The sequence below is a fragment of the Collimonas arenae genome, from assembly GCF_001584165.1.
GTDB classification, from domain to species: Bacteria; Pseudomonadota; Gammaproteobacteria; order Burkholderiales; family Burkholderiaceae_D; genus Collimonas; species Collimonas arenae.
On record NZ_CP013233.1, the window covers coordinates 309,107 to 323,345 of the forward strand.

Below are 14,239 nucleotides of genomic sequence, written 5' to 3' on the forward strand. Positions count from 1 at the left end.
GCGAATCCTGAATTCTCTATCCTTCCTGTCACTCACGGAGTGTTCAATGCACTACTCATTTACTGAGAAGAAGCGTATTCGTAAATCCTTTGCGAAACGCGCTAACGTTCACCACGTTCCGTTCCTGCTGGCGACCCAGCTCGAGTCGTATCTTGGCTTTTTGCAAGCAGACAAAGTACCGTCTCAACGTAAGAATGAGGGCCTGCAGTCGGCTTTCACGTCTATTTTCCCTATCGTTTCGCACAATGGTTTCGCGCGTCTCGAATTCTTGTCTTATGTCCTCGGCGATCCGCCGTTCGACGTCAAGGAATGCCAACAGCGTGGTCTGACGTTCGCGTCGCCATTGCGCGCCAAGGTGCGTCTGGTGATCCTGGACAAGGAGTCGCCGACCAAGCCAGTCGTCAAGGAAATGAAGGAGCAGGAAGTGTATATGGGCGAATTGCCGCTCATGACCACTACCGGCTCGTTCGTCATCAATGGTACCGAGCGTGTGATCGTGTCGCAGTTGCATCGTTCCCCGGGTGTGTTCTTTGAACATGACCGCGGCAAGACGCACTCGTCCGGCAAATTGCTGTTCTCGGCACGTATCATTCCTTACCGTGGTTCCTGGCTGGACTTCGAGTTCGACCCGAAAGACATTCTGTTCTTCCGCGTCGACCGTCGCCGCAAGATGCCTGTCACGATCCTGCTGAAAGCGATCGGCATGTCGGTCGAGCAGATCCTGGCCAACTTCTTTGTATTCGACAATTTCGCGTTGCGCAATGAAGGCGCCGAAATGGAGTTCGTCTCCGAACGCCTGCGTGGCGAAGTTGCGCGTTTCGACATCACAGACAAATCGGGCAAGGTCCTGGTCGCTAAAGACAAGCGGATCAATTCCAAGCACGTGCGTGACATCGAAGCTGCCGGCATCAAGCACATTTCGGTACCGGAAGACTATCTGCTGGGCCGCGTCCTGGCGCGCAACATCGTTGACGGCGATACCGGCGAAGTGGTTGCCAACGCCAACGACGAGTTGACTGAAGAGTTGCTGGCCAAGCTGCGCGAAGCCGACGTTACTGACATCCAGACCCTGTACACCAACGATCTGGATCAAGGCGGCTACATTTCGCAAACGCTGCGTAGCGACGACACCAACGACCAGATGGCTGCCCGTGTAGCGATCTATCGCATGATGCGTCCTGGCGAACCGCCAACCGAAGATTCGGTTGAAGCGTTGTTCAATGGCCTGTTCTATAACGAAGACCGTTACGATCTGTCGGCTGTCGGCCGCATGAAGTTCAACCGCCGTATCGGCCGTGATGAGCTGACTGGCGCCATGACGCTGTCGAATGAAGACGTGCTGGCTGTGATCAAAATCCTGGTTGAGTTGCGCAATGGTCGCGGCGAAGTCGACGATATCGATCACTTGGGTAATCGTCGCGTGCGTTGCGTCGGCGAACTGGCTGAGAACCAATTCCGTGCCGGTCTGGTGCGGGTTGAGCGCGCAGTCAAGGAACGCCTCGGCCAAGCCGAAGCGGACAACCTGATGCCGCACGACCTGATCAATTCCAAGCCGATTTCGGCCGCGATCCGTGAATTCTTCGGTTCGTCGCAGTTGTCGCAGTTTATGGACCAAACCAATCCGCTGTCGGAAATCACCCACAAGCGCCGTGTATCGGCACTTGGACCGGGCGGTTTGACCCGTGAGCGCGCCGGCTTTGAAGTCCGCGACGTGCATCCGACCCATTACGGCCGCGTTTGCCCGATCGAAACACCGGAAGGCCCGAACATTGGTCTGATCAACTCGCTGGCTTTGTATGCTCGCCTGAACGAATACGGTTTCCTCGAAACTCCGTACCGTAAGGTTGAAGACAGCAAGGTTACCGACCAGATCGATTACCTGTCGGCGATTGAAGAAGGCCGCTACATCATCGCCCAGGCGAATGCGACTATCGACAAGTCCCTGAAACTGTCCGATGAATTGGTTTCTGCACGTGAAGCCGGCGAAACCATTCTGGTATCGCCAGAGCGCGTTCAGTACATGGACGTTGCGCCAGGCCAGGTGGTTTCGGTTGCAGCATCGCTGATCCCGTTCCTCGAGCACGATGACGCGAACCGCGCATTGATGGGTGCCAACATGCAACGTCAGGCAGTTCCTTGCTTGCGTCCAGAAAAGGCATTGGTCGGTACCGGTATCGAACGTACCGTGGCAGTTGACTCGGGCACCACTGTGCAGGCACTGCGTGGCGGTATCGTTGATTACGTCGATGCAGGCCGCGTCGTTATTCGCGTGAATGACGAAGAAGCGACTGCAGGCGAAGTCGGTGTCGATATCTACAACCTGATCAAGTACACACGTTCGAACCAGAACACCAACATCAACCAACGGCCAATCGTGCAAGTTGGTGACCGCGTCGCCAAGCACGACGTGATCGCCGATGGCGCATCGACCGATCTGGGTGAGCTGGCTCTGGGGCAGAACATGCTGGTGGCGTTTATGCCATGGAACGGCTACAACTTCGAAGATTCGATTTTGATCTCCGAGAAAGTCGTTGCTGACGACCGCTATACCTCGATTCATATCGAAGAATTGTCTGTTGTTGCTCGCGACACCAAGCTGGGCGCTGAAGAAATCACCCGCGACATCTCCAACCTGGCCGAAAACCAGCTGGCGCGTCTGGATGAATCCGGCATCGTCTATATCGGCGCTGAAGTCGAAGCCGGCGATACACTGGTCGGTAAGGTGACTCCTAAGGGCGAAACCCAACTGACGCCAGAAGAAAAGCTGTTGCGCGCGATTTTCGGCGAAAAGGCTTCGGACGTTAAAGATACATCGCTGCGCGTGCCTTCGGGCATGGTCGGTACGGTGATCGACGTGCAAGTGTTTACCCGCGAAGGCATCCAACGCGACAAACGTGCACAACAGATTATTGACGACGAACTGCAACGCTATCGCCTGGATCTGAACGACCAGTTGCGTATCGTTGAAGGCGATGCTTTCGAACGTCTGGAACGCATGTTGATCGGCAAGGTTGTCAACGGTGGTCCGAAGAAACTGGCCAAAGGCAGCAAGCTGACCAAGGAATACCTGGCAGATCTGGACAAGTACCACTGGTTCGACATCCGTCCGGCGGACGACGATGCGGCCGTGGCACTGGAAGCGATCAAGGAATCGATCGCCGAGAAGCGTCACCAGTTCGACCTGGCATTTGAAGAAAAGCGCAAGAAGCTGACACAAGGCGATGAGCTGCAGCCTGGCGTGCAAAAGATGGTCAAGGTTTACCTGGCCGTCAAGCGCCGCCTGCAGCCTGGCGACAAGATGGCCGGCCGTCACGGTAACAAGGGTGTGGTTTCGCGCATTCTGCCAATCGAAGACATGCCGCACATGGCTGACGGCACGCCGGCAGACATCGTGCTGAACCCGCTGGGCGTTCCATCACGGATGAACATCGGTCAGGTTCTGGAAGTCCACTTGGGCTGGGCAGCCAAGGGTCTGGGCCTGCGTATCGGTGAAATGTTGAAGGCGCAAGCCAAGATCGCCGAACTGCGCAAATTCCTGACCACGATCTATAACGAGTCGGGCAAGTCGGAAGATCTGGACAGCTTGACCGATGACGAGATCCTGCATCTGGCCAGCAACCTGAAGGCTGGTGTGCCATTCGCTACGCCGGTGTTCGATGGTGCGCACGAAGAAGAAATTCGTCGCATGTTGGACCTGGCTTATCCGGATGCCATCGCCAAGCAATTGGGCATGACGCCATCGAAGAACCAGGTCACCATGTATGACGGCCGTACCGGCGAAGCTTTCGAGCGCACCGTGACAGTCGGCTACATGCACTACCTGAAACTGCACCATCTGGTCGATGACAAGATGCACGCACGTTCGACTGGTCCTTACTCGCTGGTTACCCAGCAGCCATTGGGTGGTAAGGCGCAGTTCGGTGGTCAGCGCTTCGGTGAGATGGAAGTTTGGGCATTGGAAGCTTACGGTGCGTCGTACGTGCTGCAGGAAATGCTGACAGTGAAGTCGGATGACGTGAACGGTCGTACCAAAGTGTATGAAAACCTGGTCAAGGGTGACCACGTGATCGACGCTGGCATGCCGGAATCCTTCAACGTTCTGTTGAAAGAAATCCGCTCGCTGGGTATTGATATGGATCTTGACCGCGAATAAGCGGGCAAGATCGACCGTCCCTCATTGCGGGACAGAGTTTATGAGGCGCCGTAGCGCGACGAATTACTCTGTCCCCAACTGACTAGAACGTGAGATCGAGTCAGACCGGACTGCAGCGATGCAAAGGATGTGGGGTGATCAATTTCCCCTACGCAGCAATAGTAAAGAATCTTAGTTTCTTCACGCCAACTGGAGTGATACATGAAAGCACTGCTCGATTTATTCAAGCAAGTTCAGCAAAGTGAACAGTTCGACTCGATCAAAATTGGTCTGGCGTCGCCCGAAAAAATCCGTTCGTGGTCTTACGGCGAAGTTAAAAAGCCGGAAACCATCAACTATCGTACCTTCAAGCCAGAGCGCGACGGTCTGTTCTGCGCCAAGATTTTTGGCCCGATCAAAGACTACGAGTGCCTGTGCGGCAAGTACAAGCGCCTGAAGCACCGCGGTGTCATCTGCGAAAAGTGCGGCGTTGAAGTAACCCTGGCCAAAGTGCGTCGCGAACGCATGGGCCACATTGAACTGGCATCGCCAACTGCGCATATCTGGTTCCTGAAATCGCTGCCGTCGCGTCTGGGCATGGTCCTCGACATGACGCTGCGGGATATCGAACGCGTATTGTATTTTGAAGCCTACGTCATCACCGATCCAGGCATGACGCCGCTGAAGCGTTGCCAGATCATGTCGGAAGACGATTACGCCGCCAAGTATGAAGAGTACGGCGACGATTTCACCGCATTCATGGGCGCCGAAGGCATCCGTGAGTTGCTGCGCGCGATCGATATCGACCGCGATGCGGAAACTTTGCGTCAGGAATTGAAAGAGTCGAAGTCCGAAGCCAAGATCAAGAAATACGCCAAGCGCCTGAAAGTGCTGGAAGCGTTCCAACGTTCGGGCATCAAGCCTGACTGGATGATCATGGAAGTGTTGCCAGTGCTGCCGCCTGAGTTGCGTCCGCTGGTACCGTTGGATGGCGGCCGTTTCGCTACTTCCGATTTGAACGACCTGTATCGCCGCGTCATCAACCGTAACAACCGTCTGAAGCGCCTGATGGAATTGCGCGCTCCGGAAATCATCACCCGCAACGAAAAGCGGATGTTGCAAGAAGCGGTTGACTCGTTGCTGGACAACGGCCGTCGCGGTAAGGCAATGACAGGCGCCAACAAGCGTCCGCTGAAATCCCTGGCAGAAATGATCAAGGGTAAGGGCGGCCGTTTCCGTCAGAACTTGCTGGGTAAGCGCGTCGACTATTCCGGCCGTTCGGTTATTGTGGTGGGTCCACAACTGAAACTGCATCAGTGCGGCTTGCCGAAACTGATGGCGTTGGAACTGTTCAAACCATTCATTTTCCACAAGCTGGAAGTGATGGGCATCGCCAGCACGATCAAGGCAGCCAAGAAGGAAGTTGAAAACCAGACTTCCGTGGTGTGGGACATCCTGGAAGACGTGATCCGTGAACATCCGGTCATGTTGAACCGTGCGCCGACATTGCACCGTCTGGGTATCCAGGCGTTCGAGCCGGTTCTGATCGAAGGCAAGGCAATCCAATTGCACCCGCTGGTCTGCGCCGCATTCAACGCCGACTTTGACGGCGACCAAATGGCGGTCCACGTTCCACTGTCGATCGAAGCACAGATGGAAGCACGCACCTTGATGCTGGCTTCCAACAACATCCTGTTCCCATCGAACGGCGAACCGTCGATCGTGCCGTCGCAGGATATCGTGTTGGGTCTGTACTACGCCACCCGTGAGCAAATCAACGGCAAGGGCGAAGGCATGATGTTCCCCGACGTGTCGGAAGCCATCCGTGCTTACGACAACAAGGAAGTCGAGCTGACGACCCGCGTTACCGTCCGTATCACCGAGTATCCGAAGGATCCGGCGACCGGCGAATTCGTCAAGACAATCAAGCGTTACGAAACGACTGTCGGCCGTGCGATCCTGTCGGAAATCCTGCCTAAGGGCTTGCCATTCACCGTGCTGAACCGCGCGTTGAAGAAGAAGGAAATCTCGAAGCTGATCAACACGGCATTCCGTAAGTGCGGCCTGCGCGCTACGGTTGTGTTCGCTGACCAATTGATGCAGTCCGGTTTCCGTTTGGCGACCCGTGCCGGTATCTCGATCTGCGTGGACGACATGCTGGTACCGCCACAAAAGGCAACCATCATTGCGACTGCAGAACAAGAAGTGAAGCAGATCGAACAGCAGTACTCGTCCGGTCTGGTGACTGCTGGCGAACGTTACAACAAGGTTGTGGATATCTGGGGCAAGGCCGGCGACGACGTCGGCAAGGCCATGATGGAACAACTGAAGGTGGAAGACGTGGTCCGCCGCGACGGCACCAAGGGCACTCAGGAATCGTTCAACGCGATTTACATGATGGCCGACTCCGGTGCGCGTGGTTCCGCAGCACAGATCCGTCAGCTGGCCGGTATGCGTGGCCTGATGGCGAAACCGGATGGTTCGATTATCGAAACGCCGATCACCGCGAACTTCCGCGAAGGTCTGAACGTTTTGCAGTACTTCATTTCGACCCACGGTGCACGTAAAGGTCTGGCCGATACCGCGTTGAAGACAGCGAACTCGGGTTACCTGACACGTCGTCTGGTTGACGTGACCCAGGATTTGGTCGTGATCGAAGATGATTGCGGCACCTCCAACGGCGCCTCGATGAAGGCGATGGTTGAAGGCGGTGAAGTTATTGAAGCGCTGCGCGACCGTATCCTCGGCCGTGTTGCTGCCAACGATATCGTCAATCCGGAAACCCAGGGCACACTGTACGAAGCCGGCACGCTGCTTGACGAAGATGCAGTCGAAGAAATCGAACGCCTCGGCATCGATGAAGTCAAGGTCCGCACACCGCTGACATGCGACACACGCTACGGTCTGTGCGCACAATGTTACGGTCGCGACCTGGGCCGCGGCACGCTGGTCAACAACGGTGAAGCAGTCGGTGTGGTTGCTGCGCAGTCGATCGGTGAGCCAGGTACCCAGCTGACCATGCGTACGTTCCACATCGGTGGTGCGGCGTCGCGTTCGGCAGTGGCATCCAGTGTTGAAGCCAAGTCCAACGGTACGGTCCGCTTCACAGCGACCATGCGTTACGTGACTAACGGCAAGGGCGAACTGATCGTGATTTCCCGTTCCGGCGAAGTCCTGATCACCGACGACCACGGCCGTGAGCGCGAGCGTCATAAAGTACCGTACGGTGCGACACTGATCGTCAAGGATGGCTTGACCATCAAGGCCGGTACCGCATTGGCGACATGGGATCCGTTGACCCGTCCGATCATTACCGAGTACACCGGCACCGTCCGCTTCGAGAACGTCGAAGAAGGTTCGACCGTTGCCCGTCAGATCGATGAAGTTACCGGTCTGTCGACTCTGGTGGTTATCGATGCGAAGCGTCGTGGTTCGGTCACCAAGACTGTTCGTCCGCAAGTTAAGCTGCTGAACGAACAAGGCGAAGAAGTCAAGATCGCCGGTACTGAACACGCAGTGACGATCGGCTTCCAGGTGGGCGCGCTGATTACCGTGAAAGACGGTCAGCAAGTGCACGTTGGTGAAGTGTTGGCACGTATCCCGACTGAATCGCAAAAGACGCGCGATATTACCGGGGGTCTGCCACGCGTTGCCGAGCTGTTCGAAGCGCGTTCGCCGAAGGATGCAGGTATGCTGGCTGAAGTCACAGGTACTGTGGCGTTCGGTAAGGAAACCAAGGGCAAGCAACGTCTGGAAATCACAGACATGGACGGCAACAAGCACGAGTTCCTGATTACCAAGGACAAGCAAGTGCTGGTGCATGACGGCCAGGTTGTGAACAAGGGTGAAATGATTGTCGACGGCCCGGCCGATCCGCAAGACATCCTGCGTCTGTTGGGTATCGAAGCGCTGGCGCGTTACATCGTCGACGAAGTTCAAGACGTGTACCGCTTGCAAGGCGTGAAGATCAACGACAAGCACATCGAAGTGATCGTACGCCAGATGTTGCGTCGCGTTCAGATCGTTGATGCCGGCGATGCGTCTTACATCACTGGTGAGCAGGTCGAGCGTTCGGAACTGCTGGACGAAAACGATCGCGTGATTGCAGCGGGCAAGATTCCTGCAACCTACGAAAACGTATTGCTGGGTATTACCAAGGCATCGCTGTCGACCGATTCGTTCATCTCGGCCGCATCGTTCCAGGAAACCACCCGCGTGTTGACCGAAGCTGCAATCATGGGCAAGAAAGACACGCTGCGCGGCCTGAAGGAAAACGTTATCGTTGGTCGTCTGATCCCAGCCGGTACCGGTCTCGCGTTCCATCGTGCACGCAAGGAAAAGACAGCTGGGAAGCGGAAGAGCGCACAGCACTGTTGCAATCCGAACAGGCAGCACGCCTGGCAGCTGCAGAAGCACGTGCAGCTGAAGAATTGAACGCGCAGCAAGGCGACGAAGCTTAATCCTTTTAATGGATTAGTCAGCAAAAAAGGCAGTGGATAATTATCCGCTGCCTTTTTTTCGTCCATTGAAAGGGAAGTGCTGCTGCAGCTCAGCCCCAGCGATGTACGCAAGTGGCTGTTTTCAGCGGACAATCTAGATCAGCTCGACATTTCCCGCACGAAAACATGAGGATGGTGTGGAGCAGGTCCGAATGCGTTAATCACGCTGCTGGCGCAACGGCTTGCCATTGTCGATAACTTCGCGGCAGTCGCCCTTGAAGGTCGAGTTGTCGTAATCGCTCCAGCCATAGCTGTCGACATAGCGCCTGTGCAGACGCAGCTTGTTGCTCAGGAAGCTCCATTCCAGACGTTCGTCAGGGTAGCGGATATCGGACAGGTCCAGCAACGAATGGAACACGTTTTCGGTGGTCATGCGGGCGCGCTTGTGCCGCTGTAGCTGGTCGACCTTGTCCGGATAGGCTTGCTTGTACAAATCCGAATACCACATCAGTGCCGGAATATGGAATTCGAACTGAGTGTTGTGCCCATGGAATGCGATCTTGCAACTGCCGTCATACAGCGTCTGGCCGTGGTCGGAGAAATACATCATGGCGCTCAATTGCTTCGACTCCTTGAGTGCGCCGATCACCTGCGACAGGAACCAGTCGGCATACAGCACAGAGTTGTCATAGCTGTTGCTGAGCGCCGGCTTGATCGCCAGGTTGGTATAGGCGGGACTTTCGATGCCGAATAGCGACGGCTGCCACCTGTCAAAATCCTGCGGGTAGCGATGGCTGTAATTCCAGTGATTACCCAGTGTGTGTAGCACAATCAGCTTCTTCTCTGCCGGATCCAGCATTGCCTTTTGTAATTGCGGCAGCAGGATGGCATCGAGGTTGGAAGTATCGGTAAATCCGCCCAGATTCAGGAACTGGACCACATCGGCTTCATTGGCAAATACAGACACCGGCGTATCAAACTTGCCGTAGGACATCTGGTTGGAAATCCAGTAGGTCTTGAAGCCAGCTTCCTTATAAGCCGTAATGAAGGATTTTTCAGCAAAGCCGGCTTTCAGGCTTTCGGTTGCTGGCTTACGCGAAACCATAACTGGTACGGACAGGCGGGTGGCTGACACAGAGGTGATGACATCAGAGAAACTGACCAGGTTCGCCTCTTTTTGAGCAGTGGGTTGGTTTCGCGCTGATAGCCGTTCAAGCTCCAGCGATCGTAGCGGGAAGATTCACCGATCACCATGACCACGATCTGCGGTGTATGTTGATGTGTCGCCTGATGGGCACCGAAATGAAACTGGCTGTTCTTGTGCTCCAGATCATCCAGGTATTCTCGTTCTTTCCAGAAGTCGTAGCCGCGCACGGCCAGCCCGAACGGCCAGGTACGGCCGAGTGGTTCCGTCTGGAATGGCATTGCCGCCCAGCCAGGAAGTTTGCCTAGATATGTGCCGGGGACGGAAGTAGGGGGAGCTGTCCTGCCGCTTGCAACATTCGTTGAAACGGCTTGAATACCAATCTCTTGGCCATACAGCCAAACACATAGACCTGCAGTGAGCACTAACCAGCCAAGCCAGCGCGAGGGACCCTCCAGGTCCAGATCGCGAGTGCGGCTCGCGGCCAGCCAACTGAGCGCCCACCACAGCACGACGAGGGCGAGGATTGCAGCCAGCCACCAAACCTTGTCGCCAAGAAACTCCATGGTTTCCCTTGGGCTGGTCTCGGCGATGATGCCTAGATGGTGCGTGGAAATGCCCTGGTTGTAAAACTTGCGCAGGTAGATCTCGGTTGGCAGTGCAATGAATGCAGGTATCAACAACCAGTGAAACCAGGCCGGCCGCTTGAAGATCGACCAGATAACCAGCCAGATCGCCGCTTCCATCAGGATGATGCGTAGCGGATGCTCGATCGACTGTCCGAACAGCAGTGGTACGAATGGGACCAGGGACAACGCCAGATAGGTGACCAGTACGAACAGATTATTGCGGCGAAACAGGGCTGGCATCATGGTTAAGAAGAATAATCAAGCCTCATTATCTCGCAAAGCCGCATGACGGTAGCAGACATCTGGCAGATAAACCAAAGCGTTGCCGTCTTGAAAATTATTCACGGACAATGGGTATTGTCAGATTATTCATGCCTTCCTCCGGTGTTGCGTTTACGGTTATGCATCCAAGACTGCGGTTGACTGGCCGGCATCATAGGGATATACTCGCGGGTTCTCGATTGTAGGCTCTATTGGGCTGAGCGTTCTTTGGTCTGCTTCCGCTTTCTATAGCGCGTTTCCTCTCTACTGCTGAATGTCGATCTGCGCGAACGGTGCGCAAATTGTGCGGTTCCTAGCGCAAGTATCTGTCCAATCCCGGACAACCGATTTCGGGATTGTTGTTATTAACGTCGTAATTTTGTTGGATATATAACGATGCCAACCATCAATCAATTGATTCGCCAGCCGCGCGTTTCTGCGGTCGTAAAGAGCAAATCACCAGCGCTGGAAAACAGCCCGCAAAAACGCGGCGTTTGCACCCGCGTTTATACGACAACTCCAAAGAAGCCAAACTCGGCTCTGCGTAAAGTTGCCAAAGTTCGCCTGACCAACGGTTTCGAAGTCATTTCGTACATCGGCGGTGAAGGCCATAACCTGCAAGAACATAGTGTCGTGCTGTTGCGCGGCGGCCGTGTGAAAGACTTGCCAGGTGTGCGTTACCACATGGTTCGCGGTGCACTGGATACCCAAGGCGTCAAGGATCGTAAGCAAGCGCGTTCGAAGTACGGTGCAAAGCGTGCTAAGGCTGCAAAGAAATAATCATTTTCGGGCGGCGTAAGCCAAGCGAAACTAGTGTCGGTCCCGAATGGGCCGAGTAAGTGGGTGGCTATGATGGCTGTCCGCGAGTGTGCAGAAACAAAAGGTCTGCGTGCTCAACTGAAGATTGAAAGGAATCGAAATGCCACGTCGTCGTGAAGTTCCCAAGCGGGAGATTCTGCCGGATCCAAAATTCGGTAATGTTGATGTTGCGAAGTTCGTCAACGTCCTGATGTTGTCCGGTAAGAAATCGGTCGCTGAAAACATCATTTACGGTGCCTTCGAGCACATTCAAGCCAAATCCGGCAAAGATCCGCTGGAAGTGTTTGCCCTTGCTATCAGCAACGCAAAACCTTTGGTTGAAGTTAAGTCGCGTCGCGTTGGTGGTGCAAACTACCAGGTGCCAGTTGAAGTTCGTCCTGTCCGTCGTATGGCTTTGTCGATGCGTTGGTTGCGTGAAGCAGCTAACAAGCGCAGCGAAAAATCGATGCCACAACGTCTGGGCGGCGAATTGATGGAAGCCGCAGAAGGCCGCGGCGGCGCAATGAAAAAGCGTGACGAAGTTCACCGTATGGCAGAAGCGAACAAGGCGTTCTCGCACTTCCGCTTCTAATAGACTGGACAGCCGCCTCCCTGAATCGAGACGTCTGTCCGCATCTGAAATTTGTTCGAGCCGAGCGCATATTTTTATCAAAAATGGCGCTCGGTTTCGTGCATTAAAAGACTTAGGAATAAATCATGGCTCGCAAGACCCCCATTGAGCGCTATCGCAATATCGGTATCTCCGCTCACATCGATGCAGGTAAAACCACGACTACAGAACGCGTTCTGTTTTATACCGGTGTGAATCACAAAATCGGTGAAGTGCATGATGGCGCGGCCACCATGGACTGGATGGAGCAGGAACAAGAGCGTGGTATCACGATCACTTCCGCTGCGACCACCTGTTTCTGGAAGGGTATGGCGGGTAACTTCCAGCCGCACCACATCAACATCATCGACACACCGGGCCACGTTGACTTCACGATTGAAGTTGAGCGCTCGATGCGTGTTCTGGACGGCGCTTGCATGGTTTACTGTGCAGTCGGCGGCGTGCAGCCACAGTCGGAAACTGTGTGGCGTCAAGCTAACAAGTACAAGGTTCCACGTCTGGCGTTCGTCAACAAGATGGACCGTACCGGCGCGAACTTCTTCAAGGTTTTCGAGCAGATGCGCGCTCGCCTGAAGGCTAACCCTGTTCCAATGCAAGTACCTATCGGCGCTGAAGACAAGTTCGAAGGCGTGATCGACCTGGTCAAGATGAAGGCGATCTACTGGCACGACGATACTCAGGGTATGACTTTCGACTACCGTGACATTCCTGCTGACCTGGCTGCGGATGCCGCCAAGTGGCGTGAAAACATGGTTGAAGCCGCTGCTGAAGCATCGGAAGAGCTGATGAACAAGTACCTGGAAGAAGGTGACCTGACCGAAGCGGAAATCAAGGCTGCGATCCGTCAACGTACTCTGGCCAGCGAAATCGTGCCGATGATGTGCGGTACCGCGTTCAAGAACAAAGGTGTGCAAGCCATGCTGGACGGCGTGGTCGACTACCTGCCTTCGCCGCTGGACGTGCCGCCGGTACCTGGCCTGGACGAAGATGATGCGCCGATCTCGCGTAAAGCAGAAGACACTGAAAAGTTCTCCGGCCTGGCGTTCAAGATCGCAACCGACCCGTTCGTTGGTCAGATCTGCTTCATGCGTTGCTACTCGGGTACTTTGAACTCGGGCGACACCGTGTTGAATTCGATCAAGGGCAAGAAAGAGCGTATCGGTCGTATCGTGCAGATGCACGCCAACCAGCGCGAAGAAATCAAGGAAATTCTGGCCGGCGACATCGCTGCACTGATCGGTATGAAGGACACAACTACCGGCGATACATTGTGCGATACCAATGCATTCATCATTCTGGAACGCATGGTGTTCCCAGAGCCGGTGATTTCGCAGGCAGTCGAGCCTAAGACTAAGGCTGACCAGGAAAAAATGGGCTTGGCGCTGAATCGCCTGGCACAAGAAGATCCTTCGTTCCGTGTCCGCACTGACGAAGAATCGGGCCAGACCATCATCGCCGGTATGGGCGAGTTGCATCTGGACATTATCGTCGATCGTATGAAGCGTGAATTCAACGTTGAAGCGACCGTTGGTAAGCCACAAGTTGCGTACCGCGAAACCATCCGCAAGACTTGCGAAGAAATCGAAGGCAAGTTCGTCAAGCAATCGGGTGGTCGTGGTCAATACGGTCACGTGGTTCTGAAGATCGAACCGCAAGAACCAGGCAAGGGCTTTGAATTCGTTGACGCGATCAAGGGCGGTACCGTTCCACGCGAATACATCCCTGCAGTTGAAAAGGGTGTCCGTGAAACATTGAACACCGGTGTCCTGGCCGGCTACCCAGTGGTAGACGTCAAGGTAACCCTGTTCTTCGGTTCGTACCATGACGTTGACTCGAACGAAAATGCGTTCCGCATGGCCGCTTCGATGGCGTTCAAGGACGGCTGCCGTAAAGCCAGCCCGGTTATTCTGGAGCCAATGATGGCTGTTGAAGTCGAAACTCCGGAAGATTACGCTGGTACTGTGATGGGCGATCTGTCGTCGCGTCGCGGTATGGTTCAAGGTATGGATGAAATCGCCGGCGGTGGCGGCAAGATCATCAAGGCCGAAGTGCCTCTGTCGGAAATGTTTGGTTACTCGACTTCGTTGCGTTCGGCTACTCAAGGCCGTGCAACTTACTCGATGGAATTCAAGCACTACGCTGAAGCACCGAAGAACGTTATCGATGCAATCGTAACGTCCAAAGCCAAGTAATCAGGCAAGTTGC

6 protein-coding genes and 1 pseudogene are annotated in these 14,239 nt (G+C 54.9%); 5 read left to right on the top strand and 2 right to left on the bottom strand.

The genetic code is table 11. From position 1 onward, the window contains the following. Nucleotides 1-46: 46 nt before the first annotated feature. Nucleotides 47-4,153 carry a DNA-directed RNA polymerase subunit beta gene (gene rpoB, locus CAter10_RS01450; RefSeq protein ID WP_061532008.1) on the top strand — a complete coding sequence of 1,369 codons (4,107 nt, stop codon included), beginning with the start codon at nt 47-49 and terminating at the stop codon, nt 4,151-4,153. Between the two features lie 201 nt (nt 4,154-4,354). Beyond that, nucleotides 4,355-8,592 (top strand): annotated as a pseudogene (gene rpoC / locus CAter10_RS01455) (DNA-directed RNA polymerase subunit beta'). Nucleotides 8,593-8,788: 196 nt separating this feature from the next. On the opposite strand, the gene CAter10_RS23270 reads toward rpoC, so the two are convergent. After that, nucleotides 8,789-9,706: a phosphoethanolamine transferase gene (locus CAter10_RS23270; protein WP_236905467.1), complete on the bottom strand. Its 918-nt coding sequence runs from the start codon at nt 9,704-9,706 to the stop codon at nt 8,789-8,791. Continuing rightward, nucleotides 9,643-10,587: a hypothetical protein gene (locus CAter10_RS23275; protein WP_236905468.1), complete on the bottom strand. Its 945-nt coding sequence runs from the start codon at nt 10,585-10,587 to the stop codon at nt 9,643-9,645. Before CAter10_RS23275 ends, CAter10_RS23270 begins: the two co-directional genes overlap by 64 nt. 414 nt (nt 10,588-11,001) lie before the next feature. Here CAter10_RS23275 and rpsL point away from each other — a divergent pair, with 414 nt between their 5' ends. The 3 genes from rpsL to fusA all read left to right on the top strand — a co-directional run bounded on the left by rpsL (nt 11,002) and on the right by fusA (nt 14,226). Further along, entirely contained in the window at nt 11,002-11,385 is a 384-nt protein-coding gene (gene rpsL / locus CAter10_RS01465; RefSeq protein WP_014004389.1) for a 30S ribosomal protein S12, read from the top strand. Between the two features lie 139 nt (nt 11,386-11,524). Then, nucleotides 11,525-11,995: a 30S ribosomal protein S7 gene (gene rpsG / locus CAter10_RS01470; protein ID WP_061532009.1), complete on the top strand. Its 471-nt coding sequence runs from the start codon at nt 11,525-11,527 to the stop codon at nt 11,993-11,995. Between the two features lie 125 nt (nt 11,996-12,120). Next, nucleotides 12,121-14,226 (top strand): elongation factor G, encoded by a 2,106-nt coding sequence (gene fusA / locus CAter10_RS01475; RefSeq protein ID WP_061532010.1) that lies wholly within the window; start codon nt 12,121-12,123, stop codon nt 14,224-14,226. Nucleotides 14,227-14,239 lie beyond the last annotated feature (13 nt).

Excerpts from the sequence above, each read along its gene's own strand:
- fusA (WP_061532010.1), top strand. The coding sequence starts at position 12,121 with ATGGCTCGCAAGACCCCCATTGAGCGCTATCGCAATATCGGTATCTCC.
- rpoB (WP_061532008.1), top strand. The coding sequence starts at position 47 with ATGCACTACTCATTTACTGAGAAGAAGCGTATTCGTAAATCCTTTGCG.
- CAter10_RS23275 (WP_236905468.1), bottom strand. The coding sequence starts at position 10,587 with ATGATGCCAGCCCTGTTTCGCCGCAATAATCTGTTCGTACTGGTCACC.
- rpsG (WP_061532009.1), top strand. The coding sequence starts at position 11,525 with ATGCCACGTCGTCGTGAAGTTCCCAAGCGGGAGATTCTGCCGGATCCA.
- rpsL (WP_014004389.1), top strand. The coding sequence starts at position 11,002 with ATGCCAACCATCAATCAATTGATTCGCCAGCCGCGCGTTTCTGCGGTC.